General features: G+C 69.1%; 29 protein-coding genes. 13 read left to right on the top strand and 16 right to left on the bottom strand.

The window, feature by feature from the left end; translation table 11 throughout:
- Nucleotides 1-124: 124 nt before the first annotated feature.
- Entirely contained in the window at nucleotides 125-946 is an 822-nt protein-coding gene (locus ACTJJ4_RS10505) for a sulfite exporter TauE/SafE family protein (RefSeq protein ID WP_440943264.1), read from the bottom strand.
- Nucleotides 947-1,041: 95 nt separating this feature from the next.
- Nucleotides 1,042-2,109: a thioester domain-containing protein gene (locus ACTJJ4_RS10510; protein ID WP_440943265.1), complete on the bottom strand. Its 1,068-nt coding sequence runs from the start codon at nucleotides 2,107-2,109 to the stop codon at nucleotides 1,042-1,044.
- A 352-nt stretch (nucleotides 2,110-2,461) separates the two neighbouring features.
- Here ACTJJ4_RS10510 and ACTJJ4_RS10515 point away from each other — a divergent pair, with 352 nt between their 5' ends.
- From ACTJJ4_RS10515 to ACTJJ4_RS10535, 5 genes are all read left to right on the top strand, one after another.
- A complete protein-coding gene (locus ACTJJ4_RS10515; protein ID WP_440943266.1) occupies nucleotides 2,462-3,001 on the top strand; it encodes a GNAT family N-acetyltransferase in 540 nt (179 codons plus the stop codon).
- A 94-nt stretch (nucleotides 3,002-3,095) separates the two neighbouring features.
- Complete coding sequence (locus ACTJJ4_RS10520) at nucleotides 3,096-4,238, top strand: ABC transporter substrate-binding protein (protein ID WP_440943267.1); 1,143 nt, start codon at nucleotides 3,096-3,098, stop codon at nucleotides 4,236-4,238.
- The gene (locus ACTJJ4_RS10525) at nucleotides 4,235-5,167 is read left to right on the top strand and encodes an ABC transporter permease (protein WP_440943268.1); all 933 of its coding nucleotides are present in this window, start codon (nucleotides 4,235-4,237) and stop codon (nucleotides 5,165-5,167) included. Before ACTJJ4_RS10520 ends, ACTJJ4_RS10525 begins: the two co-directional genes overlap by 4 nt.
- Nucleotides 5,164-5,958 carry an ABC transporter permease gene (locus ACTJJ4_RS10530; protein WP_440943269.1) on the top strand — a complete coding sequence of 265 codons (795 nt, stop codon included), beginning with the start codon at nucleotides 5,164-5,166 and terminating at the stop codon, nucleotides 5,956-5,958. Before ACTJJ4_RS10525 ends, ACTJJ4_RS10530 begins: the two co-directional genes overlap by 4 nt.
- On the top strand, nucleotides 5,955-7,040 hold the full coding sequence (locus ACTJJ4_RS10535) for an ABC transporter ATP-binding protein (protein ID WP_440943270.1): 1,086 nt from the start codon (nucleotides 5,955-5,957) through the stop codon (nucleotides 7,038-7,040). The genes ACTJJ4_RS10530 and ACTJJ4_RS10535 overlap by 4 nt, the downstream gene beginning before the upstream one ends.
- Nucleotides 7,041-7,125: 85 nt before the next feature.
- On the opposite strand, the gene ACTJJ4_RS10540 is transcribed toward ACTJJ4_RS10535, so the two are convergent.
- Together ACTJJ4_RS10540 and ACTJJ4_RS10545 are read right to left on the bottom strand one after the other, a co-directional pair.
- Nucleotides 7,126-9,528, bottom strand: a complete 2,403-nt coding sequence (locus ACTJJ4_RS10540; protein WP_440943271.1) for a phosphatidylglycerol lysyltransferase domain-containing protein — start codon at nucleotides 9,526-9,528, stop codon at nucleotides 7,126-7,128.
- 44 nt (nucleotides 9,529-9,572) lie between these two features.
- A complete protein-coding gene (locus tag ACTJJ4_RS10545) occupies nucleotides 9,573-10,913 on the bottom strand; it encodes an alpha/beta hydrolase (protein WP_440943272.1) in 1,341 nt (446 codons plus the stop codon).
- A gap of 155 nt (nucleotides 10,914-11,068) precedes the next feature.
- Between ACTJJ4_RS10545 and ACTJJ4_RS10550 the strand changes: the two genes are divergently transcribed.
- Nucleotides 11,069-11,248 (top strand): YegP family protein, encoded by a 180-nt coding sequence (locus ACTJJ4_RS10550; protein ID WP_440943273.1) that lies wholly within the window; start codon nucleotides 11,069-11,071, stop codon nucleotides 11,246-11,248.
- A gap of 54 nt (nucleotides 11,249-11,302) precedes the next feature.
- On the opposite strand, the gene ACTJJ4_RS10555 is transcribed toward ACTJJ4_RS10550, so the two are convergent.
- Complete coding sequence (locus ACTJJ4_RS10555) at nucleotides 11,303-11,908, bottom strand: hypothetical protein (RefSeq protein WP_440943274.1); 606 nt, start codon at nucleotides 11,906-11,908, stop codon at nucleotides 11,303-11,305.
- Between the two features lie 373 nt (nucleotides 11,909-12,281).
- On the opposite strand from ACTJJ4_RS10555, the gene ACTJJ4_RS10560 reads away from it, so the two are divergent.
- Nucleotides 12,282-14,138: a sigma-70 family RNA polymerase sigma factor gene (locus ACTJJ4_RS10560; protein WP_440943275.1), complete on the top strand. Its 1,857-nt coding sequence runs from the start codon at nucleotides 12,282-12,284 to the stop codon at nucleotides 14,136-14,138.
- Nucleotides 14,139-14,150: 12 nt separating this feature from the next.
- On the opposite strand, the gene ACTJJ4_RS10565 is transcribed toward ACTJJ4_RS10560, so the two are convergent.
- The 9 genes from ACTJJ4_RS10565 to ACTJJ4_RS10605 form a co-directional block, all read right to left on the bottom strand.
- A complete protein-coding gene (locus ACTJJ4_RS10565) occupies nucleotides 14,151-14,906 on the bottom strand; it encodes an amino acid ABC transporter ATP-binding protein (RefSeq protein ID WP_440943276.1) in 756 nt (251 codons plus the stop codon).
- On the bottom strand, nucleotides 14,903-15,700 hold the full coding sequence (locus ACTJJ4_RS10570; protein ID WP_440943277.1) for an amino acid ABC transporter permease: 798 nt from the start codon (nucleotides 15,698-15,700) through the stop codon (nucleotides 14,903-14,905). The genes ACTJJ4_RS10565 and ACTJJ4_RS10570 overlap by 4 nt, the downstream gene beginning before the upstream one ends.
- Nucleotides 15,701-15,734: 34 nt before the next feature.
- The gene (locus ACTJJ4_RS10575) at nucleotides 15,735-16,559 is read right to left on the bottom strand and encodes a basic amino acid ABC transporter substrate-binding protein (RefSeq protein WP_440943278.1); all 825 of its coding nucleotides are present in this window, start codon (nucleotides 16,557-16,559) and stop codon (nucleotides 15,735-15,737) included.
- A 177-nt stretch (nucleotides 16,560-16,736) separates the two neighbouring features.
- Nucleotides 16,737-17,036, bottom strand: a complete 300-nt coding sequence (locus tag ACTJJ4_RS10580) for a Dabb family protein (protein ID WP_440943279.1) — start codon at nucleotides 17,034-17,036, stop codon at nucleotides 16,737-16,739.
- Entirely contained in the window at nucleotides 17,033-17,296 is a 264-nt protein-coding gene (locus ACTJJ4_RS10585) for a glutaredoxin family protein (protein ID WP_440943280.1), read from the bottom strand. The genes ACTJJ4_RS10580 and ACTJJ4_RS10585 overlap by 4 nt, the downstream gene beginning before the upstream one ends.
- Nucleotides 17,293-17,586 (bottom strand): rhodanese-like domain-containing protein, encoded by a 294-nt coding sequence (locus tag ACTJJ4_RS10590; protein WP_285635101.1) that lies wholly within the window; start codon nucleotides 17,584-17,586, stop codon nucleotides 17,293-17,295. The genes ACTJJ4_RS10585 and ACTJJ4_RS10590 overlap by 4 nt, the downstream gene beginning before the upstream one ends.
- Nucleotides 17,587-17,652: 66 nt before the next feature.
- Nucleotides 17,653-17,751 (bottom strand): 30S ribosomal protein bS22, encoded by a 99-nt coding sequence (locus ACTJJ4_RS10595; protein ID WP_003792170.1) that lies wholly within the window; start codon nucleotides 17,749-17,751, stop codon nucleotides 17,653-17,655.
- 117 nt (nucleotides 17,752-17,868) lie between these two features.
- Nucleotides 17,869-18,078 carry a helix-turn-helix domain-containing protein gene (locus ACTJJ4_RS10600; protein WP_440943281.1) on the bottom strand — a complete coding sequence of 70 codons (210 nt, stop codon included), beginning with the start codon at nucleotides 18,076-18,078 and terminating at the stop codon, nucleotides 17,869-17,871.
- Between the two features lie 100 nt (nucleotides 18,079-18,178).
- Nucleotides 18,179-19,108 (bottom strand): TetR family transcriptional regulator, encoded by a 930-nt coding sequence (locus ACTJJ4_RS10605; protein WP_440943282.1) that lies wholly within the window; start codon nucleotides 19,106-19,108, stop codon nucleotides 18,179-18,181.
- Between the two features lie 84 nt (nucleotides 19,109-19,192).
- Between ACTJJ4_RS10605 and ACTJJ4_RS10610 the strand changes: the two genes are divergently transcribed.
- Both ACTJJ4_RS10610 and ACTJJ4_RS10615 read left to right on the top strand, forming a co-directional pair.
- Entirely contained in the window at nucleotides 19,193-20,089 is an 897-nt protein-coding gene (locus ACTJJ4_RS10610; RefSeq protein ID WP_440943283.1) for an ATP-binding cassette domain-containing protein, read from the top strand.
- Entirely contained in the window at nucleotides 20,086-20,889 is an 804-nt protein-coding gene (locus ACTJJ4_RS10615) for an ABC transporter permease (protein ID WP_440943284.1), read from the top strand. Before ACTJJ4_RS10610 ends, ACTJJ4_RS10615 begins: the two co-directional genes overlap by 4 nt.
- A 4-nt stretch (nucleotides 20,890-20,893) precedes the next feature.
- On the opposite strand, the gene ACTJJ4_RS10620 is transcribed toward ACTJJ4_RS10615, so the two are convergent.
- Complete coding sequence (locus ACTJJ4_RS10620) at nucleotides 20,894-21,310, bottom strand: ArsR/SmtB family transcription factor (protein ID WP_292699487.1); 417 nt, start codon at nucleotides 21,308-21,310, stop codon at nucleotides 20,894-20,896.
- Nucleotides 21,311-21,423: 113 nt separating this feature from the next.
- Here ACTJJ4_RS10620 and ACTJJ4_RS10625 point away from each other — a divergent pair, with 113 nt between their 5' ends.
- The 3 genes from ACTJJ4_RS10625 to ACTJJ4_RS10635 all read left to right on the top strand — a co-directional run bounded on the left by ACTJJ4_RS10625 (nucleotide 21,424) and on the right by ACTJJ4_RS10635 (nucleotide 24,672).
- Complete coding sequence (locus ACTJJ4_RS10625; protein WP_440943643.1) at nucleotides 21,424-22,845, top strand: TrkH family potassium uptake protein; 1,422 nt, start codon at nucleotides 21,424-21,426, stop codon at nucleotides 22,843-22,845.
- 1 nt (nucleotide 22,846) lies between these two features.
- Nucleotides 22,847-23,509, top strand: a complete 663-nt coding sequence (locus ACTJJ4_RS10630) for a potassium channel family protein (protein ID WP_425561590.1) — start codon at nucleotides 22,847-22,849, stop codon at nucleotides 23,507-23,509.
- A gap of 92 nt (nucleotides 23,510-23,601) precedes the next feature.
- Nucleotides 23,602-24,672, top strand: a complete 1,071-nt coding sequence (locus ACTJJ4_RS10635) for an alpha/beta hydrolase (protein ID WP_440943285.1) — start codon at nucleotides 23,602-23,604, stop codon at nucleotides 24,670-24,672.
- A gap of 114 nt (nucleotides 24,673-24,786) precedes the next feature.
- Here ACTJJ4_RS10635 and proC read toward each other — a convergent pair whose 3' ends face one another.
- A complete protein-coding gene (proC, locus tag ACTJJ4_RS10640) occupies nucleotides 24,787-25,626 on the bottom strand; it encodes a pyrroline-5-carboxylate reductase (protein WP_440943286.1) in 840 nt (279 codons plus the stop codon).
- Between the two features lie 79 nt (nucleotides 25,627-25,705).
- On the opposite strand from proC, the gene ACTJJ4_RS10645 reads away from it, so the two are divergent.
- Nucleotides 25,706-26,677: a cation diffusion facilitator family transporter gene (locus ACTJJ4_RS10645; RefSeq protein ID WP_440943287.1), complete on the top strand. Its 972-nt coding sequence runs from the start codon at nucleotides 25,706-25,708 to the stop codon at nucleotides 26,675-26,677.
- The last annotated feature ends 11 nt before the right edge of the window (nucleotides 26,678-26,688 follow it).

A 26,688-nucleotide genomic window follows, 5' to 3' on the forward strand; every position in this document is an offset into this window, starting at 1 on the left:
CCTGCTAGAACTTGCCTAGTTCGTTTCGGTGTTGCGACGACCCCTTGAAACCGCCTCATCTGTACGTAGGGGTCTCGGCGCGAACTGGGGGTCTCGGCGACGGGGTGGGAGGTGCGTGGCGGACTCAGGATGCGAGGGCAGGCGCGATGTTCTCGTTCCAGACGTCCACGCCCAGCTTGCCGATCAGCAGCACGACGACGGCCAGGAACACGACGCGGATGAATGTAGAGCCGCGCGCGATCGCCATCCGCGAGCCGAGGTAGCTTCCGCCGACGTTCGCCGCCGCGAGGATCGCGCCGAACAGCCACAGCACGGCGCCGTGCGGGATGAACAGCAGCAGCGCACCGAGGTTGGTGGCGAAGTTCACGATCTTCGCCTTGGCACTGGACTGCAGGAAGTCGTAGCCCATCAGCGCCACGAGCGTGATCACCAGGAACGTGCCGGTGCCCGGCCCGATCAGCCCGTCGTAGAACCCGATCAGGAGTCCCGTTGCGCCGGCGGCGATGTGATGCCGATGCCCCGGGAAGCGCAGACTCGTCGCCGCGCCCATCTCGGGCCGGAATGCCGTGAAGATCGCCACCGCCAGCAGGGCGACGACGATGATCGGCTTGAAGGCGGATGCCGGGAGCACGATCGCCACGGCTGCTCCGCCGAACGATCCGGCGAGCGCGATCAGCGCCATCGGCACCGCCGTGCGCAGGTCGGGTTTCGCCCGGCGGTAGTAGGTGACAGCGCTGGTGGTGGTGCCCGCGAGGCTCGCGAGCTTGTTGGTCGCCAGCGCCTGCACCGGCAGGATGCCCGGGATCAGCAGCAGTGCCGGCAGCTGCAGCAGACCGCCGCCGCCGACCACCGCGTCGATCCATCCGGCACCGAACGCCGCGATGACGACGAGCACGAGCATGCCCCAGGTCAGCTGTTCGAGTCCGAGGAGCGCTCCGATGTCCATCAGGATTCAGGATGCCAGATGCCGCACGCGTCCGAGGCGCGGCACGACCGCGCTGCGGGGTGAGCGGCTTCGACCTCACCCCACAGCGCTGTTCCTCAGGCGCAGTCGCAGACCATCGCGAGCGACTGCATGTGGTTCGCGCCGGTGGGCGTCGTGCAGGTGGCACTCGCCGACGACAGCACCTTCAGGCAGTTGCTGGGCGCGGTCGCCGTGTCGTTCCAGGAACCCGCCGCCAGGTAGTTGAAGAGCGCCTTGGCCGCGAGGTACCTGGGGCTCGGCGGCATCCCGACGGCCACCGTGTCGTAGTAGTCCGCGAAGGGCCAGTTGTCCGCGATGTAGGTGAGGTCGGTGTAGCTCCAGATGGCGTACTGCGTGGCCTCGATGACGTCGTTCAACGTCAGCCCCTGGCCGGTCTGGCCAGCCGCTGCCACGACCGCTTCCATCGAGATGCTCGGGTAGCTGTGCCGCATGACCCATTCCACCTTGGCTTGCACCTGTGCGGCGGTGAGAGTGGCGCTGGTGCCGTTGTACGACGTCGTGACCCCGTTGCTGAAGTTGTTGCTTCCGAGGAAGGATCCCACCGCGCCGATGTACCCGACCTTGCCGTTGGGTCCCTTGACGTTGTGCTCGATGCAGTACGCGAAGCAGGTGGCGGTCCCGAGGTTTCCAGTGTCGGTCGGGTTCGTGTAGACGGCATGCAGCGGAGCGCCGGTGGTGCCGGGGCCCGTCACGATCCAGGTGCCCTGCACGAACACCGGAATGGTGGTGCTCACCAGCGTCGCTCCGGACCCGACGGACGCCACGACCACGTAGGTCCCGGGCTTGGACGGACCGACCACGCCGGTGATGGTCGCCGCGCCGCTGGCGTCGGTGATGAAGGTCTTCGGGTTGCTCGCCCCGCCTGCCCACGAGAGCCCGCTCGGCAGCGTCACCGACACGAGTGCTCCTGCTGTGGCGGATCCGTTGGTCGTCACGGAGACCGTGAAGTCGCCGACCGCCGAGCACACGCCCGACGGGACCGGCGACGTTCCGGAGATCCCCTCTCCGGATGCGGATGCCATCGGCACCGCCATCGCCGCCGCGATGACCGGCACCGACCAAGCAGCACCCTTGACGATGGTGCGCCGCGGCACGCCGCCCTTCGCCCCAACCCCAGTGTTCAACTGTTCCATCTTCGAAATCTCCCCAGTGATCGAGCAGAGCGCATTCGCGGCCCTCCCCAGATGAGTGTCGTCACCATGCGAGAAGTGACGCGACAGCGCAAAAGTCCCCAGCGCTGACAAAGCTACGCACGGCTGCAACTTCGCCCCAAGGGGCCCGCCCCCATCGTGGGTCACGCGTTCCGCCGCATGATTCAGCGGATTCGCCGACGAACCCGCTGAGACGCAGCCGCCTCTCGCGCTGCTGCCGCTGACCCCCGTCGCAGGTCGGATTCGCTCACCCGCATAACCATCGGCGCTGTCGACGATCGCGACGGACTCCGCGACGGGAAGGCCCCGATGACAGACTGATCCCATGCTCGACGCCCTCGCCCTGCCGCATCCACTGTCCTTCCGCACCGGCGACGCCGTGCTGCGCCGTGCGACCGAGGCGGATGCCGACGCGATCATCGCCCTGCTCGCGGATGATCCGGTCAGCGCGGCACGAGGCGATCAGGCCAAGCCGGAGGATCGCGGGCTCTACACCGACGGGCTGCGCGCGATCCTGGCCAGCCCCGAGAACGACCTCCTGGTCGCGGAGATCGACGGCAGCATCGTCGGCACGTTCCAGCTCACCCTCATCCCCGGCATGGCACGACGGGGTGCGCTGCGTCTGCTGGTGGAGGCGGTGCGGGTGCGCAGCGATCTGCGCTCTGCGGGACTGGGCTCGGCCCTGATGCGCTGGGTGACGGATGCTGCGGCGCCGGCGCTTGATGCGGCCCTCGTGCAGCTGACCTCGGATGCCGCCCGAGTCAACGCGCATCGCTTCTACGAGCGCCTCGGCTTCGTCGGCTCGCACCGGGGCTTCAAATACGCAGTCGCGTCACCGTCGACACCGGGTGCCACCTCCCGATAACCTCCCGTTAACCGGCGTCCCCCTGCGGGGTAACCGGGGACGCGTAGCGTCCAGCCGTCCCGAACCGGCTTCGCCGGAACTCCGAGAGGAAAACATGGCAATCATCACCCGCCGCACGCGCCTGGGCGCCGGCATCGCACTGGCCGCCACCGCGGCACTGCTGCTCACCTCCTGCTCCGGCGGCAGCACGCCGGGCGGCTCCGACGGCGGCGACGCCCCCAAGTCCGCGACCGCGACGTCCGTGAAGGACTTCGGCTCGTTCGCAGACCTCGAGGCCGCCGCCAAGAAGGAGGGTCAGCTGAACGTCATCGCGCTCCCGCACGACTGGGCGAACTACGGCGCGATCCTGGACGCCTTCAAGAAGAAGTACCCTGAGATCACCATCAACGAGCAGTCGCCCGATGTGTCCAGCGCCGACGAGATCACCGCGGCGAAGACCAACAAGGGCCTCGACACCGCGCCCGACGTCTTCGACCTGGGCCTCGCGGTCGCACTGTCCAGCACCGACGTGTTCGCGCCCTACAAGGTGCAGACCTGGGACGACATCCCCGCAGAGCTGAAGGAGCCCACTGGTCTGTTCGTCGGCGACTACGGCGGGTACATGTCGATCGGCTACGACTCCTCGAAGTTCCCCGAGCCCAAGAGCCTCGATGATCTGAAGGGCGCCGACTTCAAGGGCTCCGTCGCGATCAACGGAGACCCGACCCAGGCCGGTGCCGCCTTCGCGGCGATCGGCCTCGCCACGGTGCAGTCCGACGGCACGCTGGACGACTTCCAGCCCGGCATCGACTACTTCGCCGAGCTGCAGAAGGCCGGCAACTTCCTCAAGGTCGACCCGACGCCCGCGACGGTCGCCAGCGGGGAGACCCCGGTCGTGTTCGACTGGGACTACCTGAACACCGCCTACTCCAAGGACGTCAAGGGCTGGAAGGTGACGGTGCTTCCCGGCACCGGCTACGCCGGCTACTACAACCAGGCCATCAACAAGGACGCCACGCACCCGGCTGCCGCACGCCTGTGGCAGGAGTTCCTGTACAGCGACGAGGGCCAGAACCTGTACCTCGCCGGTGGTGCCCGTCCCGCACGCATGGAGGCCATGACCAAGGCCGGCACCATCGACGAGAAGCTCGCCTCCGCGCTGCCGAAGGCACCCGAGAAGACCGTCGTCCCGACCGAGAAGCAGAGCACCGACGCGGGCACGCTGCTCGGCGAGAAGTGGGCGGCGGCGATCCAGTGACGACCGCCGTCACCCCGGGGGGGGATGCCACGGCATCCGCCCCCGTCCCCGTCGGGACCGCGCGCGGTGCGGGGTCCCGACGCTCCACGTCATGGGCATGGCTCGGCCTGACCCCGTTCGCGGCCTATGTGCTGCTGTTCCTGGCCCTGCCGACCGTGCTCGCGCTCGCCTCGGGGCTGTTCACGAAGACCGGCGCCTTCACCTGGAACAACCTCTCCGCGCTCGGCGACCCGGCCGTGCTCAGCACCTTCGCGAGCTCGACCTGGGTGTCGCTGCTCACCGCGATCGTGGGCGCGGTCGTGGGGGCACTGGTCTGCTACGCGCTGCTGGGCATGAACCCCGAGGGCGCGGTGCGCCAGTCGGTGGATGCCGCCGCGGGCGTTCTCGCGCAGTTCGGAGGCGTCATGCTCGCCTTCGCGTTCATCGCGACCATCGGCGTGCAGGGGATCATCACCACGCTGCTGAAGGACTCCTTCGGGGTGAACATCTTCGCCGGCGGAACCTGGATCTACGAGGTGCCCGGCCTGCTGCTGCCCTACATCTACTTCCAGGTCCCGCTGATGGTGATCACGTTCATGCCCGCCCTCGCCGCGCTGAAGCCGCAGTGGGCCGAGGCCAACGCCACCCTCGGCGGCACGCGCGGCAGCTTCTGGCTGCACATCGGCTTCCCGGTGCTCGCGCCGTCCTTCTTGGCCAGCCTGCTGCTGCTGTTCGCCAACGCCTTCTCGTCGTACGCCACGGCGGCCGCGCTGATCAGCCAGGGCTCGCAGATCGTGCCACTGCAGATCCGCGCGGCACTGACCAGCGAGACCGTGCTCGGCCGCGAGAACCTGGCCGGCGCCCTTGCGCTCGGCATGATCATCGTCGTCGGAGTCGTGATGGCCCTGTACTCCCTCATCCAGCGCCGGGCTGCGAGGTGGCAGGCATGAACTCGCTCGCCCCGTCCCGTCTGACCCGCTGGATCATCGGCATCCTGGTCGGCGCCTTCTTCGCCATCCCGCTGATCTCGACGTTCCTCTACACCCTGCACGATCCCAAGGGCGGGATGTCACTGGTCAACTGGCACAAGCTGATCGACCCCGCGTTCGCGAGCGCCCTGCAGCCGATCTGGACGGGCCTGGGGAACTCGCTCGTGCTGGCCGTCGTCACGGTGCTCATCGTGCTGGTGCTGGTGGCTCCGACCATGATCCTGGTGCACCTGCGGTTCCCGAGGCTGCGCCCGGTGTTCGAGTTCCTCGCCCTGCTGCCCATCTCGATCCCGGCGATCGTGCTGGTCGTCGGCCTGTCGCCGATCTACCTGCAGATCGCCCGGACGCTGGGCACCGGCACCTGGACGCTGGCCTTCGCGTACGGCATCACGGTGCTGCCCTTCGCATACCGCGCGATCCAGGCGTCCATCGACGCGGCCGATCTGCGCACGCTCTCCGAGGCCGCCCGCACGCTCGGCGCCGGCTGGCCCACGGTCGTGATCAAGGTGCTCGCCCCCAACCTGCGTCAGGGTCTGCTCGCCGCATCACTGATCTCAGTGGCCGTTGTGCTGGGCGAGTTCACCATCGCCTCGCTGCTGAACCGTCAGGTCTTCCAGACCGCGATGGTCGTCGTCCGCAACCAGGACCCCTACCTGCCCGCCATCTTCACGCTGCTGGCGCTGCTGCTCGTCTTCGTCCTGCTGCTCATCATCGGCCGCGCCGCGCGCGGCCACCGAAAGGCCCGCTCATGACCGCTCCGCTCCCCCGCACCCAGGACAACGCGCTGCTCGCCGACGCCGGCGAGGGCACCGCCGTGCAGCTGCAGGGCATCGTCAAGAGTTACAGCGGCAACACGGTGCTGCACGGCGTGGACCTCGACATCGCCCCCGGCGAGTTCGTCTCGCTGCTCGGTCCCTCCGGCTGCGGCAAGACCACGCTGCTGCGGGTGCTCGCCGGTCTCGAGGGCTCGGACTCCGGCGCCGTGATGCTGGGCGGCAAGGACGTCTCGCGGATTCCCACCAACAAGCGCGACATCGGCATGGTGTTCCAGTCGTACTCCCTGTTCCCGCACCTGCGGGTCGTCGAGAACACCGCCTTCGGGCTGCGTCGTCGCGGGGTCGGCAAGGCGGATGCCGCCAAGCGCGCCCTCGACGCGCTGGCGCTGGTCGGGCTCGAGGAGCACGCCGACAAGTTCCCGCACCAGCTCTCCGGCGGCCAGCAGCAGCGCGTGGCGCTCGCCCGCGCCCTGGTCACCGAGCCGAAGGTGCTGCTGCTGGACGAGCCGCTGTCGGCGCTGGACGCCAAGGTGCGCGTGCAGCTGCGCGACGAGATCCGCCGCATCCAGCTGCGCCTCGGCATCACCACGGTCTTCGTCACGCACGATCAGGAGGAGGCACTTGCCGTCTCCGACCGCATCGCGGTGATGAGCGCCGGACGGATCGAGCAGATCGGCTCGCCCGAGGAGCTCTACGGCGCTCCCGCCACGGCATCCGTCGCCGCCTTCGTGGGGCTCTCCAGCGTGGTCGGCGGCACCGCCGACGGGGCGAACGTCGAGGTCTGGGGACAGACGCTCCCGTTGCAGACCCCGGCCACGGGGCCGGTCGACGTGTACCTCCGTCCGGAGAACGTCGTGTTCGCCGAGGGAGCGGATGCCTCGGTGCGCGGCACCGTGGAGGAGTCGACGTTCCTGGGCAGCATGCGCCGCACGGTGGTGCGCACCGAGGCCGGCGAGCGGGTCACCGTGCAGCACTCCCCCGGGATCCGTCCGTCCTTCGGCGACGCGGTGGGCATCGCGCTGCTGGCCGAGCCGGTCGCCGCGCGTCCACGGGCCTGACCCGCACCGCGAGCCACCACGCTGATCGCAGTGCTCCCCGTGGTGGCTCGGCGCTTGCGTGGTGGCTCGCTCAGCCGACCTGCGCCTACGCGCGCAGCGTTCTGGCGAGGGCGACGTACTCCGCCGTGGTGACGTGCGGCAGGTACGCCCGGCCCAGCGCCATCCCGATCGCGGGCAGCTGAGCAGGATCCGGATAGGCCATGTGCAGCGCATGGCGATCGGGGTGGAACTTGGCCTTGAAGCTCAGCAGCGACCGGAACCCGTACGCGGGCTCCAGCACGCCACCCAGCCAGGTCAGCAGCCCGAGCATGGCCTGCGACTCCCCCTCTGCGGCATCCGGGTCCGCCGTCTGCGCGAGCGGCGCACCGGACAGGCTCATGAACGCCAGCCCGTCTGCCTTCATCCGCAGGGCGGCGGAGGCCAGCAGGAACTCCATGACGCCGGGCATGGAGCCGTCGGCACGTCTCATGAAGTCCAGCGTCCAGCCGATCAGCTCGCCGCCGTCGTGGACCGGAAGCCAGCTCGTCACGGCCTGCAGCTCGCCCTGCGGGCCGATGGCGATCATGAGCGAGGTCTCGGGGTCCTTCAGCTCGTCGATCCCGCCGAGCGTGAAACCCATCTCGGGCAGCGCCTTCTCCGCGATCCACTGCTCGCTCAGGGCATCCAGCTGCGCCGACATCCCCGGTGTCAGGTCGACCCATCGGGTCCATTCCGCATGCAGGCCGTCGCGGTCCGCCCGCCGGTACGGCTGGCGCACCTTCGCCCAGGCCTTGCCGTCGAGCGAGAAGCGGTCCAGCGGGACGACGGTCTCCTCCGCGACGGGCATATGCCGCCAGCCCAGCGACCGTGCGGTCTGCAGGGTGCGGTCGTGCACGCTGTACAGCACGGGCGACCAGCCCTGCCTGTCGCAGAAGTCCGCGAAGCCGCGCACCACGGCATCCGGATCCGCCCCGACCGGGTCGCCGACGCTGATGGCGAACCCCGACACCAGCCGGTACGCGATCCCGCCGCGTCCGTCCGGAGTGATCCAGTGCCCGTTGCCGTCCCAGGTGCCGAGGAACCCCAGGGTGCCGCTGTGCACACGCAGCAGCGCCCGGTAGTTCTCGTCGTCGACGTTCCCCGCACCGGCGGCCGGCGCACGCAGCAGGCGCAGCATCGCCGCCGTGAACACGCCCCAGAACAACGGGCCGATCACCTGCCGAGCGACGTTGCCGACCCCGCCGATCCGCTCCGCGATGTGCGCGTGGGTGAAGCCTGCCGGCAGGAACCGGCGCAGTGCGTCGAGGGCGGCGACGCCCAGATCGACATCGGACGAGACGAGCAGCACGATGTCGGCGATGCCGAGCACACCGGCGGCCAGCAGCGCGACCACGGCGAGCCGGATGCCGGCCCCGTGCTCTGCGCGCACGGCGAAGCGCCGGCGCGTGACGATCAGCAGCGCGCAGACGGCCAGGGGGACGAGGATCGCGACGACGGCGAAGCCGGGGAACGCGCGGTCGATCGCTGTGAGCTCGGCGGGATGCCGCAGATCGTCGCTGCCGATGCTGACCGCGGTCAGCGCTGCGAGCACGAGGTTCACCGCCAAGGCGAGCAGCAGCGCGGCTCGGCGCCCGGCGCGCAGTCCGACCGCGGCCACGACGGTCAGGACCAGGGGGATCAGGCTCATCAGCAGCGGGCCGAAGCCCCCGACCAGTCCCACCGTGCAGCGGTCGGTGAGATCGTCGCCGCAGCGAGCCAGCAGCGCGTCGACTCCGGCGCCGCGCAGGCCCTGCACGAGCGGGGACAGCGGACCGATCCCGCGCCCGGTGAGCAGCACGACGAGCGGTCCTATGCCGGTGACCGCGACGATCGCCGCGACCAGGGTGCGCACCTCGCCGTACGAGCTGCGGTGCCACGGCGTGCGCGTCCGCCCGCGCGCGAGTGCGGCGCCGAGCACGAGTCCGACGGTCGCCGCGCACAGTCGGTACACGCTGTCCACATCGCCGCTGTACAGCGTGAACATGATCAGCGCCGAGAAGCCGAGAAGCCGGATGCGGCGCCGCCACAACACCGGAGCGAGTGCACTCGCCACCATGGTCGCGCCCACGACGCCGACCGCGGGGTCGAGCACCGGCCCGGATATGCGAGCCCAGGCCGCGCCCTCCGCGGTGGAGAGCGCCTGCACGCCGGCACCCGCCAGCATCCCGAGCACGCCGGTCACGACGAACGCGACTGCGCTGCGCAGCGAGCCCAGAAGCCGCTCCGCATATCCCAGGCCGATGATCGCGAGCGCCAGCGTCAGCACCAGCTCGATCACCGAGTCCGGCACGAGCAGGGCGGTCAGGGGCGTCCACCATCGTCCTTCCGCGAGTCCCGCAGGGCTCACCGAGAGACGGAACGGGTGAGCGCCCCGCAGCGTGCCGAATGCCAGCCCCGTCAGCACGATGAGCACGGAGAATCCAGCCGTCACGGGATGAGCGCGCAGCGCGTTGAACGCTCTGCCCCTCATGTGCGTCGCGCTGGGTGCATCACCCTGAGCGCTCCATCGCCCGCTCACGGTGCGAGTCCCCAGACCGGCGCCAGCACCCGCAGCGTCTCGTCCAGGCCGACCGACAGCGCCGGCCCCACGTGACCTGCACCCGCGATGGAGGAGAACGTCGTGGTGAAGCCGGCGGCCCGGGCCAGGTCGGCGGCATGCCGCGCGGGCGGGCCGTAGATATGGTCGACCGCGCCGGCCGTGAACACCGCCACCCGCCCCTGATACGCGCCGGGATGCGCCGCCAGCACGTTCTCGGGCTTGTTGGCGTCGAAGGCGGCCCTGCTGCCGCCGAAGACCTTGCTCAGCACCGGCGCGGGTCGCTCCCAGCCGGGCCACTCCTCGCCGGACTGGCTCGCGAGCGATCCCCAGATCTCCGGATGCTGCGCGCCGTACAGGAACGAGCACGCGCCGCCGTTGGAGTACCCGCTGATCGTCCAGTCAGCCGGGGCTGCGGGGACGCGCAGGTGGGTGCGGATCCACTCCGGGATGTCGACGTTGAAGTACGTGTTCACACCGCCGAAGGCCTTCGAGTCCGCGCATCCGGGGTTCTGCCGGGACGAGCCGAGCTGATCGGCGACGATCACGATCGGGCCGAGGCCGTCGTGCTTCGCGGCGAACGCATCGACCGCGGTCTGGATCGCGGTCGGGGTGGGGCTGCCCGGCAGGCCCATCATCTGCACCATGACCGGAAGAACAGGAGGGTCGGAGACCAGCGCCGCCGGCGGAAGGTAGATCGCGGCGTCGCGCGGCACGAAACCGGCGGTCGACGGGATGCGCGAGGCACCGGAGAGCTGCCGCACCTCGCCGTGCGCGGGCATGCCTGCCGGTGCGTGCCAGGTGGTGTACAGCGGCGCGTCAGCGGCGGTGTGCACGGGCTTCGGGAGCTCGCCCACGGGCTGGAGCGTGGAGATCTCCAGCAGGTCGCCCAGGTTGCGGTCCAGCCCGAATGCGGCGTTGATGCCGATCGTGCCCGAGAGCAGCGAGGCGACGATTGTCAGGACCGCGACGATCTTGCGCGGCGCCCTGGAGTCCCAGAGGCTGACGATGCCGAGGCCGACGGACGCGAAGCATCCGGCGGCCCACCACTTGACCGGGTCCGGCAGCGGAGTGCCGAAGGCGTCGATCGCATCGAGCGTCCAGCTGAGCGCGAGTCCGAGAAGACCGCCGATGACCGCGGCCAGCAGCGCCCGCAGCGCCCGTCGTCCTGTGTAACGGCGCACGAGCAGCACGACGATGAGCGCCGCGGTGATCCCCCACAGCACCCACGGGGCGGGGCCGGCGATGATGTCCAGACCGAGCAGCCAGGCGAGCATCCGCCTCCCCCGTTCCGCACGGTCGGATGCCGTGCTCGCCAATGCTAGATCCGAGCGGCTTCGCGTCGCCCTTGAGACGTCTATGCGCGAGCCGTGGATCCGATCGCGCGGCGGATTCCCTCTTCCCGGCCGTGTCCAGATCGGGCTAGCTTTGTGCCGGGGCGACGACGCCCTTACCCGTAGGGAGAGGAAATCTCATGGCAGGCAAGTTCGAGCTCTACCAGGACAAGGGCGGCGACTGGCGGTTCCGCCTGAAGGCCGGCAACGGCGAGGTCATCGCGACCGGGCAGGGCTACGCGTCGAAGTCCGGCGCCCTCAACGGCATCGACTCGGTGCGCCGCAACGCCGACTCCGAGGTCGTCGAAGTCGAGAACTGACGCCCACAGACGCGAAGAGGCCCCCGACCGCGACCGGTCGGGGGCCTCTTCCGTTCAGCCGATGAGACCGTCCTCGGACGCGAGGCGCGCCAGGTCGAGTTTCGTGCTCGCAGGCCGCCCGAGGGACGCATACTTCTGCTTGATCCGTGCCAGGTACTTCCTCGCCGTGTCTGGACGGACCCCGATCTGCTCGGCGACCGCCGCGATGGGGCTGCCGTCGGCGTACAGCGCCAGGACCTTCGCCTCCTGCGGGGACAGCACGGGAGCATCCTCGGATCGGGAGATCGCCGCTCTCGCGGTGGCGCTCACGGCCGGTTCGCCGACGAGCGCCGCCGCGACGCACTCCAGGAATGCCTGCTCGGTGTCGGTCTTGGAGACGATGCCGTCCACTCCGGCATCCGCCACTCGCTGAGCCGCTCGGCGCGGCGACAGGCCCGATAAGAGCAGCACACGCATGCCGGCTTCCCGAAGCGCCCCGACAGCCGCGACGTCGCGGTCACCAGGCTGCACGGGAAGCAGGTCCACCACGAGCAGATGGGGCCAGTTCGACCTGTCCTGCCCGCGCATCCAAGTCATCAGGGCTGTGATCGAGTCGCTCGCGTGGACGACCTCAAGCCCACCCTGCCGTTCCAGCACCTCGACGGTGCGAGTTCTCTGCATCACGTGCGGTTCGACCACAGCGGCGCGCCGCAGCTTCCGAGAATGCGGTCTCGCATGCATCCCAGATCCCCTTCTTCTCTGATCCATCGGATCGATGTCCCCTCGCAGTCATCGATCCCCGGAGATGAGTGTCGAGATGCGCGGCTAAGTGACGCGGACGAGCGGAGATTCGTCATTACCTCGCCACTGACCCCTGAGAGAGGTCACCTGCCCACGCGGACGTCACTTCGCCGGAAACAGCCGCGCTGAGTTCGTATATCCTGCTCAGTGCGGCAGGCGATCTCCCCCGACGCCCCGTCATTCTCACCGACGGTGCTGCCGTCCGTGCATGGAAAGAGCCATCGTGGATGCTTCTTCTCACGACGATGCGCGCTTGATCGCGCCCATCCCGCAGGCCGACCTGACCGACGGCCAGTTGCTCGATCGGCTCCGCGCCGGTGACTCGAACGCCTACGAGGAGCTCTGGTTGCGCCACGTCGGCGCGGCGCGGCGCGCGGCCTCGCGGATCGCGCCGGCCGAACAGGACGACCTCGTCTCGGAGGCCTTTCTCGCCGTTTATCGACAGGTTCTCGTCGACGGGAAAGGTCCGCAAACGTCGTTCCGCGCCTACCTGTTCACCGTCATGCGCAATATCGCAGCACGCTGGTACCGCGAAGGACGACCGTTCCTGTCCGATCCCGAGGTCGACGCCACTGTCGAAGAGAACGGCTACGACCGGGTCGAGCGCGAGCACGACGACGCCCAGCTGCTCGACGCGTTCCGGGCGCTTCCGGCGCGCTGGCAGCGCGTGCTCTGGCTGTCCGAGGTCGAGGAGGCTGCCCGTCCCACGATCGCCGCCGAGTTCGGCATCGGCGCGAACGCGGTTTCGGCCCTTCAGCGACGAGCGCGCGGCGGGTTGCGCGAGCAGTGGCTGGCGCAGCAGCTTCCGAAGGCGCTGCGCGAGGATGCGCAGCATGTCGCGGCAGCGCTGCCGGCCAGGGTGGTGACGGGAAAGAGCCGCGATCCGCTGGTCGACAAGCATCTCGCCGTATGCGATCAGTGCCGCCGCGCGGAGACCGACCTCAGACTTGCCTACGGCAACGGACGCGGTGCAGCCGCATCGATCAGCGGTCTCGCGGCCCTGGGCGTGATCCTTCCGAGCGCGACAGCAGTCTGGGCCGCGCCGGCCAGCGTCAGCGTGGCGGCCGGAGTCGGTCTGACCGTGCTCGGCTCGGCCGCAGCCGCCGTCGGCGCGCTGATGATCGGCCTCGGCACGGGATTCATCCCGCTCCCCTTTTCGTTCCCGGGTGGCGCGCAGGCCATCGAGGCAGTGCTCCCCTCGCCGGTGGCGGCGGCACCGATCCAGATCCCGGTCCTCCCCTCGGCAGTGCCTGCACCGGGCCCCGTGCAGCCGACCCTGCCCGGGGTCTCCTTACCTGAAGAACCCGCTCCGATCGACTTCTGGGTGCCGAGCGGCCCCATCACCGGCCTGCCGACCCGGCCAGCCCCGACCCCCGCCGCACCCGGCAGCGTCCTCCCGCCCGCGGGAGGCGGAACCACCCCCGGAACCGGCACACCCCCGTCGGCTCCCGTAGTCACCACTTCAGCGCCGGCGTCGACGTACATGGCGCCGATCATGTCCGGCACCGCCCCGGCGGACTCGACCGTGGCCGTCCGCGTCGACGACGCGGTGTACACCGTGGCACCCGCGCCGGACGGGTCGTGGGCCTTCGACGCGCGGGCGCTATCCCTCCCGGCTGGCGACTACACGGCCGAGGTGTGGACGGTGCGGGCTGGCACATCCTCCCCTGCGGCGAGCCTGCCGTTCACCATCACGAGCGTCACCGTGTCCGGCTTCGAAGGCGATGTCCTGATGGATCTCGACTCGGCCAGCACCACCGGGCTGGTGTTCACGCTCACCGGTCCCGCTTCGGGCACTGCCTGCGTCTCATCCGATGTCGGGCAGACGGCCACACTGCCGTTGAGCGCCGACGGAACGGTCACGCGACGTATCCGATTCCTGACCACCGGTTTCTATGCCCTGAGCTTCTCAACCTGCGACGACGGATACACCGGACCCAGCACGGACGAGAGCAAGTGGGTCTCCACCGGGATCTTTGATCCCTGGGACGATGTCCCCTACTTCGAGCTCGACGAAGTCACCGACCCGGCGACAGGCTCCGAGCCGGCGCCGGTGACGGGAACGACGTCGGGGTCGACCCCGTCACCGGAGCCGACCCCGACGCCGTAGCATCGCGGATCTTCAGAGCACGCGCGACAGGAAGTCCTGCGTGCGAGGATGCTGCGGGTTGGCCAGCACCTCACGCGGGTCTCCCTGCTCGAGAATGTGCCCGCCGTCCATGAAGATCAGCCGGGAGCCGACCTCACGGGCGAAGCCCATCTCGTGCGTGACGACCATCATCGTCATGCCCTCGTCGGCGAGGCTGCGCATCACCTGGAGCACCTCGCCCACGAGCTCGGGGTCGAGCGCCGAGGTGGGCTCGTCGAAGAGCATCATGTCGGGGTTCATGCAGAGCGCACGGGCGATCGCCACGCGCTGCTGCTGACCGCCGGAGAGGTGGCTCGGGTAGGCATCCGCCTTCTCGGCGAGACCGACCCGCCCCAGCATCTCCCGCGCGATGCGCTCGGCCTCGGCCTTGCCGCGCTTCTTCACGCGTCGCTGGGCGATCGTGAGGTTGCCCAGCACCGTCATGTGCGGGAAGAGGTTGAAGCTCTGGAACACCATGCCGATGCGCTGACGCACCCGGTCGAGGTCGGTGTCCTCGTCGGTGACGTCGATCCCCTCGATGAGGATGTGGCCGCCGGTGGGCTGCTCGAGCAGGTTCACCGAGCGCAGCAGCGTCGACTTGCCCGATCCCGAGGGGCCGATGATGCAGACGACCTCGCCGGCGAGAACCGTCAGGTCGATGCCCTTGAGCACCTCGTTGTCGCCGTAGCTCTTGACCAGTCCCTGGATGTCGATCGCCGGGGCGTGGACATCGATCAGATCCGTGCTCATCTCTCCCTCGCCATCCGCCGCTCCAGCCACGCGGTGAAGCGCGTGAGCGGAATCGTCACGATCAGGTACAGCAGTGCCGCCATGATCAGGGGCGTGCCGTTCGCGTTCTGCGTGCTGGCGTCGCGTGCGAACGTCGTCAGCTCCTTCGACCAGATGAACGTGCCCGCCACGAACAGCAGCGAAGTGTCCTTCAGCAGCAGCACGAACTCGTTGGTCAGCGGCGGGATGATGATCCGGAAGCCCTGCGGGATCACGATCCAGAACGTCGTCGCCATGGGCGACATGCCCAGCGAGCGCGCCGCCTCGGTCTGCCCCTTCGGCACCGCCTGCAGGCCGGCGCGGATGGTCTCGGCCATGTAGGCCGCGGCGACCAGGATCAGACCGATCAGACCGAGCACCACGGGACCGCCCAGGTCCTTGCCCGGCACTCCGGCCGCGATCGGCAGGATGAACGCGATCGTGAAGATCGTGAGGATGGCCGGCAGTCCGCGGAACAGCTCCACGTACACCGTCGCGATCCACCGGAACGGGCCGATCACCGACATCTTCATCAGCGCCAGGATGACGCCGAGGATGAGGCCGGCGATGAACGCCACGGCGGTGAACCACAGGGTGTTCACCAGGCCGACCGTGATGATGCTGGGGAGCATCTTCAGCGCGACCTCGGGGTTGAGGAAGAGCGGCACCAGCCGCGCCCAGTTCGCGGTGAGGGCGACCCAGACCACGAGTGCGATCAGCACGGCGTAGACGATGTAGCGGTACAGCTTCTGCTTCTGCGAGCGCCTCAGCGCCATAGTCGGATTCCTTCCGATTCGGTCGGTCCGAGGGTCACTTCGCCGTGAAGTACTCGTCGTAGATCTTCTGGTAGTCGCCGCTGTCCTTCAGCTCCTTCAGAGCCTTGTTGACGGCCTCGAGGAGCGCGGTCTTCTTGCCCTTCTCGAAGGCGAAGCCGTACTGCTCGTCCGTGTTGTACGTCTCGACGATCTTGTAGCTCTTGTCGGCCTTCTCGTGCTCGAGGTTCACCGGCTGGTCCTGCAGGATGGCGTCCAGCTGTCCGGCCTGCATGGCCGGCCACAGGTCGCCGTCCGAGCCCATCTGCAGCAGCTCGGCGCCCTTCGCGTGCTCCTTGGCGTAGTTCTCGCCGGTGGTGCCCTGCTGCACGCCGACCGTCTTGCCCTTCAGGTCGTCGATGCTCTTGATGCCGGAGTCGGTCTTGACCAGCAGCGACTGCAGCGAGTCGTAGTACGGGTCGGAGAAGTCGAGGTTCTTCTTGCGGGCGTCGGTGATCGTCATCGCCGAGGCGCCGACGTCGCAGGTGCCGGCGGCCAGCGTGGTGCCGGACTGCAGGGCGTCGAAGCCGACGTCCTGGACGTTGAGCTTGAGGTCCAGCTTCTTGGCGACCGCGCCGAGCAGGTCGATGTCGAACCCGGTGTACCCGGTGCCGTTGTCACCGCCCTCGAACTCGAACGGCGGGTAGGGGATGTCCGAGCAGACCGACAGCGTGCCGGCCGTGACCAGTCCGTAGTCGGGGCCCGACGGCGCCTTGTCGCCTGCACCGCCACCGCCGGATCCCGGGTTGCTGGCGCAGCCGCTCAGCGCGATGACGGCGGCAGCCGCGATCGCGATGCCGGTGATGAGGGGACGACGGTTCATGGTCACTCCTGTGTGACGGGGCTTGCGCCCGAGGACGGGTATGGCATTCATCTTGACACGACCCCTACCGCATCGTGGAATGTTCGAACGCCACGGGGATCACGGTTGGGTTGCGACCGTGCGCATTTCTGCAAGGCAGTATGGTCAGATGTCGTCAACTCTGATGAGTTCTGCTGATCAGAACTCGAAGTCGACGGCGACCCGAGACGCGACGACGGACTTGATGTACGCACCGGCCTCCTTGTGCGCCGGATGCACCTGGTAGGCCTCCAGCGCGTCGAGCGATTCGACGTCGGCGACCAGGGTCACGTCCCAGTTGACATCCGGATGCGCGACGTTCGCGCCCGCGCTCACCGCGCGCAGCTCGGGGACGACTCCCATCAGCGCGTTCAGCCGCCGGGCGACCTCGGCCGCCTGCTCGCCGCGCAGCGCGGCATCCGGCTCGGCCAGCTTCCAGCTCACCACGTGACGGATCATCCGATCGCCTCCTCGAGTGCGTCCTTGAGGCGCTCCGGCGAGACGCGCCAGTGCGCGTGCAGCTCACCGTCGATCAGCACCACCGGGATCTTCTCCCACCAGCGCTCGTACAGCGCCGGGTCGTCGTTGATGGACCGCTCCACGATCTCGATCTGCTCGGCCGCAGCATCCGGAAGCTCCGCGACGACCGCGTCGACGACTTCGCTCGCGACCTCGCAGAGATGGCAGTCCGGCTTGCCGATCAGCGTGAGGGTCGTCACTGCTCGACCGGTCGCCCTTCGGCGATCCACGCCCCCGTGCCGCCTTCCACGTTGGTGGCGTCGTAGCCGCGGGCCTCGAGGGCCTGCACGGCCCGGGCCGAGCGGCCGCCGGCCTGGCAGATCACGTCGAACGCCTCGCCGGGAAGCTCCTCGAGGCGCTCTCCGAGCTCGGACAGAGGCAGGTTGACGGCGCCGGGCACGTGGCCGGCCGCGTACTCGTCGCGCTCCCGCACATCGATGAGGGGCACTCCCTCACGGGCGGCGAGCTGTGCGATGTCGATCGACTTCATGGCATCCATTATCGCCCGGAAAACACGAAGCGCCCGTCCGGAGACAGGCGCTCGGTGTCGTGCCGCTTACTTCTTGTTGCGGCGCTGGTGGCGAGTCTTGCGAAGCAGCTTGCGGTGCTTCTTCTTCGCCATGCGCTTGCGGCGCTTCTTGATGACTGAACCCACGGAAACCTCACTAAGTCAGGGGCTGGATGCCACGAAGGCGGGCACCCGGGTACGGGCACGGAAAATGCCTCGGACGATTCTAGCAAACGGTCGGCGTCAGCCCGAATCGCGCTCTGATCATCCTACGTCGGCGATGGGCCCGTCGTCGGCGATCGGCCGCTGCAGGGCCTCGGCGACAGCGGACTCCGGCACCCGGTAGCTGCGGCCGAAGCGGATCGCGGGCAGTTCGCCCGAGTGGACGAGCCGGTACACGGTCATCTTGGACACGCGCATGAGCCCGGCGACCTCGGCCACCGTCAGGAATCGAACGTCTTGGACATCGGGCATCCCCCGTACCCCTTTCTGCTGAAGCACAGCATATGGGGTACGTGCGACGGCTGTAAACAGCTGTGGCGGGTGTGATCAGTGGGACGACGACGGCGCGCCGTCACCGTTCCGTGCGCGCCGCGATCCTGGCAGCCGCATCGCGCCGGATCTGGCGCTCTTCCTTCCGTGCGACGCGCAGCGCCTTCTCCGCCTCCCGGACGCTCTTGGCCGCCGCACGGACGCGCTTGTCCGCGAGCAGTTCCGCACTGTCATCACGCAGCCACGGAGCGGCATCCGCATGCCGATCGCCGCGGTCGAGGCCGGCGATGTACCCCTCCACTCCCTCGAGGTAGCGTTCGAACGAGAACCGGAACGGATCGCCGTCCTCCAGGAACACTCCGGATTCGATGGCCACACGGAGGGCGGGGAACTCGGCTTCGGTGATCACGCGGTCGAAGAGCGCGGCCTCGCGAGCCGTGATCTCATCGGCCGACAGCCCGCTCGTGCGAGCCTGCTCGGTGTAGCCGGCGAGCACCGTGCCGTACCAGCGCGCCTGCCCTGTGCATGCGAGCGCGACGGCCAGACGCTCCGACGGACTCAGCGGCGTCTCACCGAGGGCGTCCAGCGCGGAGTCCAGCCACGCCGAGCTGTTGGGAGTGATCGGCGATCCCGTGATCGGCAGCGACAGCACCCACGGATGCCGCAGATAGATATGCACCTGGGCCTCGAAGTACGCGCGCAGCCGCGCCCGCCAGCCGTCCTGCTCGCGGACCTCCTCGGGCGGGAGGCCGATCGCCTGCTCCTCCATGAGCAGCAGCAGGTCGTCCTTCGCGCTGACGTAGCGGTACAGCGACATCGGCGTGAACCCGAGCTTCGCCGCCACCGCCGCCATCGACACCGCGCCGATGCCGTCCGCGTCGGCGAGCTCGACCGCGGCATCGACGATGCGCTCCACGCTCATCTCGCGCTTGGGTCCCCGCTGCGGATTCGCGGCGACCCCCCAGGCGAGGGCGATGCCGCGCGGCAGCTCTTCAGGTTCGAGGTCGGCCATACCCGCAATCCTATGGTTGTGTACGTCGTAAACGGTATGTTACGGTCATACACAGTTTCAGCCATACACAGAAAGGAAGCCGAGATGAACCCCGCCATCGACGTCCGCGGCCTGCGCGTCTCGTACGGCACGCACACCGTGCTCGACGGCCTCGATCTCGAGGTCGCCCCGGGCGAGGTGTTCGCCCTGCTCGGCCCCAATGGGGCCGGCAAGACCACGGCGATCTCCGTGCTCACCACGCTGCTCGCCGCGACGGCGGGCACCGTCCGCGTGGCCGGCCAAGACGTGGCATCCGCTGCCGTCGAGGTGCGCCGGCGCATCGCGCTCACCGGTCAGAGCGCGGCTGTCGACGACATGCTCACCGCGCAGGAGAACCTCGTCATGCTCGGACGGCTCTCCGGCCTGTCACCGCGCTCCGCGCGGATCAGGGCCGACGAGCTTCTCGCGCGCTTCTCACTGACTGACGCCGCGTCGAAGCGGGTGAAGACCTTCTCCGGCGGCATGCGCCGCCGCCTCGACCTGGCACTGAGCTTCGTCGTCGTCCCCCAGGTGCTCTTCCTGGACGAGCCCACCACCGGCGTCGATCCGCGCAGCCGGCTCGACCTCTGGGAGGTGATCCGCACCCTCGCGGACGCCGGCACCACCGTGTTCCTCACCACGCAATACCTCGAGGAGGCCGATCTGCTCGCCGACCGCATCGCCATCCTCGACGGCGGCCGGATCGTCGAGACCGGCACCCCGGCGGAGTTGAAGGCGCTCGTCGGCACCGACACCGTCGTGCTCCACGACCGCGACGGTGCGCAGCTCGGCGAGTTCCCGACCGACGGCAGTGTCGACGGACTCCGGAGAGTCCTCGATCAGCTCGGCGGCCCGGATGCCGCGGCCTCCGTCACGCTGCGCCGGCCGACTCTGGACGACGTGTTCCTCAGCCTCACCGGCGCGTCCCGCGACGACGCCCGCATCACCCAGGAGATCGCATGACCACCATGACCCCCTCCCCCGCCCTCTCCGCTCCGCGCCCCCGCATCCGCGGGTTCGCAGCCGAACGGGTCTTCGTGCGCCGCAGCCTGACGCAGTCCTTGCGCGACGGCGAGACGCTGAGCATGTCGATCATGCTGCCGGTCACCCTCATGCTGCTCTTCACCTTCGTGTTCGGCGGCGCGATGCAGACCGAAGGCGACTACGTCGACTACGTCGTCCCCGGCATCATCCTGCTCTGCGCCGGATTCGGAGCCGGGACGACGGCGACCTACGTCTCGCGCGACATGACGACCGGCATCATCGATCGCTTCCGTACCATGCCGCTGCGAGCCGGAGCCGTGCTGACCGGCCACGTGATCGCGAGTCTGGTGCGCAACCTCGTCGCCACCGCCGTCGTGATCGGCGTCGCACTGCTGCTGGGCTTCCACCCCACCGCGAATCTCGCGGAGTGGGCAGCGGCCGGGGCCGTGATCGCGCTGTACATCCTCGCGATCACCTATCTCTACGCGGCGATCGGCCTCGCCGCCGGCAGCCCGGAGGCGGCGAGCGGCTACGGCTTCATCCTCATGTTCCTGCCGTACCTCTCCAGTGCCTTCGTCCCGATCGACACGATGCCGTCCTGGCTGCAGTGGATCGCCACGTACCAGCCCGTCACGCCCGTCATCGAGACGATCCGCGGCCTGCTGATGGGCACCGACCTCGGCGCGCAGCCCCTGTGGGCGACCGGGTGGTGCGCGCTCATCATCGCGGCCGCGGCGCTCTGGGGCGCGTGGCTCTTCGGGCGGCGGCGGGCGCGCTAGCCGATCAGCTGCCGAGTCGCTTGAACGCGGACGCCACGACGTGCTTCGCCGACGCCGCGGCGCGACCCACCACCTCGGCTGCGTGCGCCGCGCCGTCCGGCAGTGGCGCGATCGGGAAGTCGATGTCGGGCGCCTGATCGCCGTAGGCGTCGACGAGGAACGGCACCAGCCAGTCGTCGACGGCCTCGAGAGGGGCGACGGACAGGCTGTAGAAGCGGCGCTGTCCATCCTCCCGGACCGTGACCAGGTCGGACTCGCGCAGCACCTTGAGGTGCTTGCTGACGGTGGGCTGGCTGACGCCGAGCTCGCTGACGATCTCGGTGACGCTCGTGCCGGCATCGCTGTCCGTGGAGCGGCTCAGCAGGAGCTGGAGGATGTCACGCCTCGTGCCGTCCGCGATCACGTCGAAGATGTCCGTCATGCCATCAGGGTAGTCGGCGCGGGCACGGAGTACCATGCGAGCCCACGGAGTACCATGTCGGAAGCCCGGCGAACGGCGTCGTGCGCGCAGCAGGAGGGGGCTCGATGTCGGGCATGATGACGGCATCCTCTCCGCGACGGTCCGTGGGGGATGCCGCGCGGATGGTGAAGCACCTCATCACCTCGTCGCCCTCGCGCTTCGCCATCGTGATCTTCGCGGCGCTGATCCTGCTGTTCACCGGTCTCCTCTCCCTGCCGATCTCCTCCGCCGACGGGCACGTCACTCCGCTCAGCGACGCGCTGTTCACCGCGGTCTCGACGATCTGCGTGACCGGCCTGACCACGGTCGACATGAGCACCTACTGGTCTCCCTTCGGCCAGGTCGTCATCTTCATCGGCGTGAACATCGGCGGCCTGGGCGTGCTGACCCTGGCGTCGCTGATGGGCATGGTGATCTCCAAGAGGCTGGGCCTGAGCGCCAAGCTCATGGCCGCCGGTGACACCAACCCGCTGCGAGCGCACGGAGGCCCGGTCAACGAGAGCCAGACCGTGCGCCTCGGCGAGGTCGGCCAACTGCTGACCACCGTCGCGCTCTCCGCCCTGATCATCGAAGTGGGCTTGGCGGTCCTGCTCTACCCGGCGATCGTGATGGCGGGCGTCGACCCCGTCTCCGCGCTGTGGGAGGCTCCCTACTTCGCCGCCATGTCGTTCACCAACACCGGCTTCGCACCGAACGCCGGCGGCGTGCTGGCGTTCAACGACGACTACCTGGTGCTGGTGCTGCTGATGGCGGGCGTGTTCCTGGGCAGCATCGGGTTCCCGGTCATCTACACGCTCGCCAAGCACACCTGGCACTTCAAGCGCTGGTCGCTGCACTCCAAGCTCACGCTCGTCACCACCGTGCTGCTGTTCTTCGCGGGGGCGGCGGTCTTCCTGCTTCTGGAGTACGACAACCCGCGCACCTTCGGATCGATGGATGCGGCCGACACCACCGTGCATGCGTTCTTCCTGTCCGCCATGACCCGCTCGGGCGGCTTCAACGCGATCGACATGTCGGATCTGAACGGCTCGTCGATGCTCGTGGCCTGCATGCTGATGTTCGTCGGCGGCGGATCGGCGTCGACGGCCGGCGGCATCAAGGTGACCACGCTCGCGGTGCTCGCGATCGCCGTGTGGTCGGAGGCGAAGGGCCGGCAGTCCGTCGAGGCCTTCGGACGGCGCATCCCCTCCGACGTGCAGCGGGTCGGTCTGTCGGTCGTGGCCTGGGGGGCGACGATCGTGGCGATCTCGACCGTCGCGATCACGCAGCTCACCAAGCTGCCGGTGATCGACGTGCTCTTCGACGTGATCTCCGCGTTCGGCACGGTCGGCCTCTCCTCCGGCGTCACCGAGGCTCTTCCGGACGCCGGCTCCTACATCCTCGCGGCGACCATCTTCATGGGGCGTGTTGGTACAGTGACTCTCGCCGCGGCGGTCGCCGCGACGTCCCGTTCGCAGCTCTACTCGCTGCCCGTGGAAAGGCCGATCGTTGGTTGAGATGGTTCGCGGCGACGCGCCGGTGCTCGTGATCGGACTCGGGCGCTTCGGCGCCGCCTGCGCCGGGGAGCTCGATCGCCTCGACCGCGAGGTGATGGCGATCGACGAGGACCTCGGCCTGGTGCAGAAGTGGTCCGAGCGCGTCACCCACACGGTGCAGGCGGATGCCCGCAACATCGACGCGCTCCGGCAGATCGGCGCGCAGGACTTCCAGGTCGCGGTCGTGGCCGTCGGCTCGCTGATCGAGGCATCCGTGCTGATCACCGCCAACCTCGTCGACCTGAAGGTGCCGCAGATCTGGGCGAAGGCCGTCTCCCAGTCGCACGGCAAGATCCTCGCGCGCGTCGGCGCCAACCACGTCATCTACCCCGAGCGCGAGGCCGGCGAGCGCGTCGCGCACCTGGTGAGCGGCCGGATGCTGGACTTCATCCGCTTCGACGACGACTTCGTGCTGGCCAAGATGTACCCGCCCAAGTTCATCCGCGGCGTCGGCCTGAACGAGTCCGGCGTGCGCACGAAGTACAAGGTGACCGTGGTCGGCGTGAAGAGCCCGGGCAAGCCGTTCCGGTACGCCGAGGCGAACACCGTGGTGACCAACCACGACCTCATCATCGTCTCGGGCACGAACAGCGACATCGAGCGGTTCGCCAGCCTCGACCGCTGAAACCTGAAAGGCTGTTCACATTCTGATCCGCACGGGTTAGAGTCATGCCAGCACGCGGCGCAGATGCCGCGTCACGGCACGAAGGAGCGGCGATGAGCGCCTCCGACAGCACCCTCTTCGACGGCATCGCCGCCCGCGTCGTCAGCACGCCGCGCCTCGCCACCCAGATCCTCGAGCGCGTCGGCGACGATGACTCCGCTCCCCCGCGTCGCACCGTGGTGCTCGTGCACGGCAACGTGTCCTCGGCTCTCTTCTGGCAGGAGATCATGCTGATGCTCCCCGCCGATCTGCGCGTGATCGCGGTCGACCTGCGCGGATTCGGCGGCAGCGGTTCGCAGCCCGTGGACGCCACCCGCGGCCTGCGCGACTACAGCGACGACATCGCCGAGCTGCTGTCCGAGCTCGGCATCGTCTCGGCGCACCTGGTGGGCTGGTCGATGGGCGGCGGCGTCGTCATGCAGTACGCGCTCGACCACCGCGTGGAGAGCCTCACGCTGCAGGCGCCGGTTTCGCCCTACGGCTTCGGCGGCACCCGCCGCGACGGCTCACGGCTGACCGACGACGACGCCGGATGCGGTGGCGGGGGCGCCAACCCCGACTTCGTGCAGCGCCTGCAGGACGACGACACCACCGCCGACGCGCAGACGTCGCCGCGCAGTGTGTTCCGTTCCAGCTACGTGTCGGCAGGGTACTCGTCACCGCATGAGGACATCTGGGTGGCATCCATGCTCAGTACCTCGACGGCGACGGGCAACTACCCCGGCGACGCGGTCGCGAGCGAGAACTGGCCCGGCTTCGCGGCGGGCGCGCATGGCGTGCTGAACACGATGGCTCCCCAGTACTTCAACACCTCCGGAATCGTCGACCTCGATGAGAAGCCGCCGGTGCTGTGGGTGCACGGCACGGCGGATGCCATCGTCTCCGACGCCTCGTTCTTCGACCTGAACCATCTCGGCGCGCTGGGGATCATCCCCGGGTGGCCCGGCGCCGACATCGCGCCGGCGCAGGAGATGGTCTCGCAGACCCGCGACGTGCTCGACGCATACGCGGCGGACGGCGGGCGGGTCACAGAGCTGAACTGGGAGGGCGTCGGCCACTCCCCCCACCTGGAGCGCCCGCAGGAGTTCTGCGCCGCTCTGGTGGCGCACATCGAGAGCGTCTGAGCGCAGCATCCGCTCGGCCTCGCCGTCGCGCAACTCCGCAGATCTGCACAACTCCGCACGCGGGGCGCTGATCTCTGCGGAGTTGCGCAGAACTGCGCGGCTGCGGCCGGATGCTCAGGCCCCGGCGGCGAGCTCCTTGGCGCGGGCGAGCGCGGCGGCGGTCGCCCGAGCGAACATGTCGTCGAGGTGCGCGTCCTGCATGACCGCGACGGCGCGCTCGGTGGTCCCCTTGGGGCTGGTCACGCGACGGCGCAGCTCGGCGGGGTCCTCTCCGGACGCCTCCAGCAGGGCCGCCGCGCCGATGAAGGTCTGCTCGGCCATGAGGCGGGCATCCGCCTCCGAGAACCCCATCCCGGATGCCGCCTTCGTCAGCTCCTCGATCAGGAGGAACACGTAGGCGGGCCCGGATCCCGAGACCGTCGAGAGCGGGTCGATCTGCGACTCGGGCACCTCGATCACCGCGCCGACCGTCTCGAACAGCGCCCGCACGAGGGCCATGTCCTCCGCGGTCGCGGAGGCTCCGGCGGCGATGCCGGTCACGGCACGACCGACCGTCGCCGGCGTGTTCGGCATCGAGCGGATGCTGTGCGCTCCTGCACCCAGGGCATCCGCGAACGTGTCCAGCGTCACGCCGGCCGCCAGGCTCACGACGATCGCGTCCTCGCGCAGCACCGGGGCGATCTCGCGCAGCAGGTCGGGCACCATCACCGGCTTCACGCCGATCAGCACGATGCGCGCGGCTGCAGCGGCCTCCCGGTTGCCGGCGGGGTTCTCAGCCAGCGAGATGCTCCTCACCCCGGAGAGTCCGGCCAGGGCATCCGCCTTCTCGCGGGTGCGGTTCGTCGCGACGATGCCGCCGTCGACCGGGACTCCCGAGGCCACGACCCCCTGCAGGATCGCACCTCCCATCGAGCCGGCACCGAGGAACGCGAGGGAGGGGAGCGAATCGACCATGCCGCCATCCTACGAGCCGGCGTCCTGCCGCCGGGCGTGTGCCCGGAACCGTCCTGCGCTCACGTCTTAGACTCGTGGCATGAGCGCATCCGGTGGCAGCAAGGCGATCATCGCGGCATTCCTGGCGAACATGGGCATCGCCCTCGCCAAGTTCATCGCCTGGGCGCTCTCCGGCTCGGCCTCGATGCTCGCCGAGGCGATCCACTCCGTCGCCGACTCCGGCAACCAGCTGCTGCTGATGCTCGGCGGACGCAAGGCGAAGAAGGACGCGGATCGCGATCACCCCTTCGGGTACGGCCGCGAGCGCTACGTCTCGGCGTTCGTCGTGTCGATCGTGCTCTTCTCGCTCGGCGGTCTGTTCGCCGTGTACGAGGGCGTGCAGAAGATCGTCCACCCGCACGAGCTCGACAAGGCCTGGTGGTGGCTGCCTCTCGCCGTGCTCGTGATCTCGATCGCGCTGGAGTCGTACTCGCTGCGCACCGCGATCAAGGAGAGCAACCAGGTGCGTGAGAAGGGCCAGTCCTGGATCTCCTTCGTGCGCCGCTCCAAGGCTCCGGAGCTGCCCGTCGTGCTGCTCGAGGACACCGGCGCGCTCACGGGTCTCACCTTCGCCCTGCTGGGCGTGGGGCTGACGCTGATCACCGGAAATCCCCTCTTCGACGCGCTCGGCACGCTGATGATCGGTCTGCTGCTGGTCGCAATCGCGCTGATCCTGGGCGTGGAGACCAAGAGCCTGCTGGTCGGCGAGGGTGCGAACCGTGCGGACTACGACCGCATCGTGGATGCCATCTCGCGCGGTCCTGAGGTGGAGAAGCTCATCCACATCAAGACGCTCTACCTGGGGCCCGACGAGCTGATGGTCGCGGCCAAGATCGCGCTGACCGCGGACAAGTCGGTCCGCGACGCGGCATCCGACATCGATGAGATCGAGCGGCGGATCCGTTCCGCAGTTCCTGCGGCGCGGGTGATCTACCTGGAGCCGGACGTCTACCGTCCCGCCCTCGACCCGGAGCCGCCGACGGACACGTTCGTGCTGAAGTCCTCCGACTGACGCGCGCGTGA

Origin of the sequence: Microbacterium sp. 22195 (genome assembly GCF_052056515.1) — a bacterium.
Classification (GTDB): domain Bacteria; phylum Actinomycetota; class Actinomycetes; order Actinomycetales; family Microbacteriaceae; genus Microbacterium.

Bases quoted from the DNA above. Each gene is read 5' to 3' on its own strand.
- ACTJJ4_RS10550 (WP_440943273.1), top strand. From the start codon at position 11,069: ATGGCAGGCAAGTTCGAGCTCTACCAGGACAAGGGCGGCGACTGGCGG.
- ACTJJ4_RS10570 (WP_440943277.1), bottom strand. From the start codon at position 15,700: ATGGCGCTGAGGCGCTCGCAGAAGCAGAAGCTGTACCGCTACATCGTC.
- ACTJJ4_RS10515 (WP_440943266.1), top strand. From the start codon at position 2,462: ATGCTCGACGCCCTCGCCCTGCCGCATCCACTGTCCTTCCGCACCGGC.
- ACTJJ4_RS10565 (WP_440943276.1), bottom strand. From the start codon at position 14,906: ATGAGCACGGATCTGATCGATGTCCACGCCCCGGCGATCGACATCCAG.
- ACTJJ4_RS10605 (WP_440943282.1), bottom strand. From the start codon at position 19,108: ATGGCCGACCTCGAACCTGAAGAGCTGCCGCGCGGCATCGCCCTCGCC.
- ACTJJ4_RS10520 (WP_440943267.1), top strand. From the start codon at position 3,096: ATGGCAATCATCACCCGCCGCACGCGCCTGGGCGCCGGCATCGCACTG.
- proC (WP_440943286.1), bottom strand. From the start codon at position 25,626: ATGGTCGATTCGCTCCCCTCCCTCGCGTTCCTCGGTGCCGGCTCGATG.
- ACTJJ4_RS10530 (WP_440943269.1), top strand. From the start codon at position 5,164: ATGAACTCGCTCGCCCCGTCCCGTCTGACCCGCTGGATCATCGGCATC.
- ACTJJ4_RS10635 (WP_440943285.1), top strand. From the start codon at position 23,602: ATGAGCGCCTCCGACAGCACCCTCTTCGACGGCATCGCCGCCCGCGTC.
- ACTJJ4_RS10505 (WP_440943264.1), bottom strand. From the start codon at position 946: ATGGACATCGGAGCGCTCCTCGGACTCGAACAGCTGACCTGGGGCATG.
- ACTJJ4_RS10600 (WP_440943281.1), bottom strand. From the start codon at position 18,078: ATGCCCGATGTCCAAGACGTTCGATTCCTGACGGTGGCCGAGGTCGCC.
- ACTJJ4_RS10610 (WP_440943283.1), top strand. From the start codon at position 19,193: ATGAACCCCGCCATCGACGTCCGCGGCCTGCGCGTCTCGTACGGCACG.
- ACTJJ4_RS10645 (WP_440943287.1), top strand. From the start codon at position 25,706: ATGAGCGCATCCGGTGGCAGCAAGGCGATCATCGCGGCATTCCTGGCG.
- ACTJJ4_RS10615 (WP_440943284.1), top strand. From the start codon at position 20,086: ATGACCACCATGACCCCCTCCCCCGCCCTCTCCGCTCCGCGCCCCCGC.
- ACTJJ4_RS10620 (WP_292699487.1), bottom strand. From the start codon at position 21,310: ATGACGGACATCTTCGACGTGATCGCGGACGGCACGAGGCGTGACATC.
- ACTJJ4_RS10630 (WP_425561590.1), top strand. From the start codon at position 22,847: ATGGTTCGCGGCGACGCGCCGGTGCTCGTGATCGGACTCGGGCGCTTC.
- ACTJJ4_RS10575 (WP_440943278.1), bottom strand. From the start codon at position 16,559: ATGAACCGTCGTCCCCTCATCACCGGCATCGCGATCGCGGCTGCCGCC.
- ACTJJ4_RS10580 (WP_440943279.1), bottom strand. From the start codon at position 17,036: ATGATCCGTCACGTGGTGAGCTGGAAGCTGGCCGAGCCGGATGCCGCG.
- ACTJJ4_RS10540 (WP_440943271.1), bottom strand. From the start codon at position 9,528: ATGAGGGGCAGAGCGTTCAACGCGCTGCGCGCTCATCCCGTGACGGCT.
- ACTJJ4_RS10590 (WP_285635101.1), bottom strand. From the start codon at position 17,586: ATGAAGTCGATCGACATCGCACAGCTCGCCGCCCGTGAGGGAGTGCCC.
- ACTJJ4_RS10555 (WP_440943274.1), bottom strand. From the start codon at position 11,908: ATGCAGAGAACTCGCACCGTCGAGGTGCTGGAACGGCAGGGTGGGCTT.
- ACTJJ4_RS10625 (WP_440943643.1), top strand. From the start codon at position 21,424: ATGATGACGGCATCCTCTCCGCGACGGTCCGTGGGGGATGCCGCGCGG.
- ACTJJ4_RS10535 (WP_440943270.1), top strand. From the start codon at position 5,955: ATGACCGCTCCGCTCCCCCGCACCCAGGACAACGCGCTGCTCGCCGAC.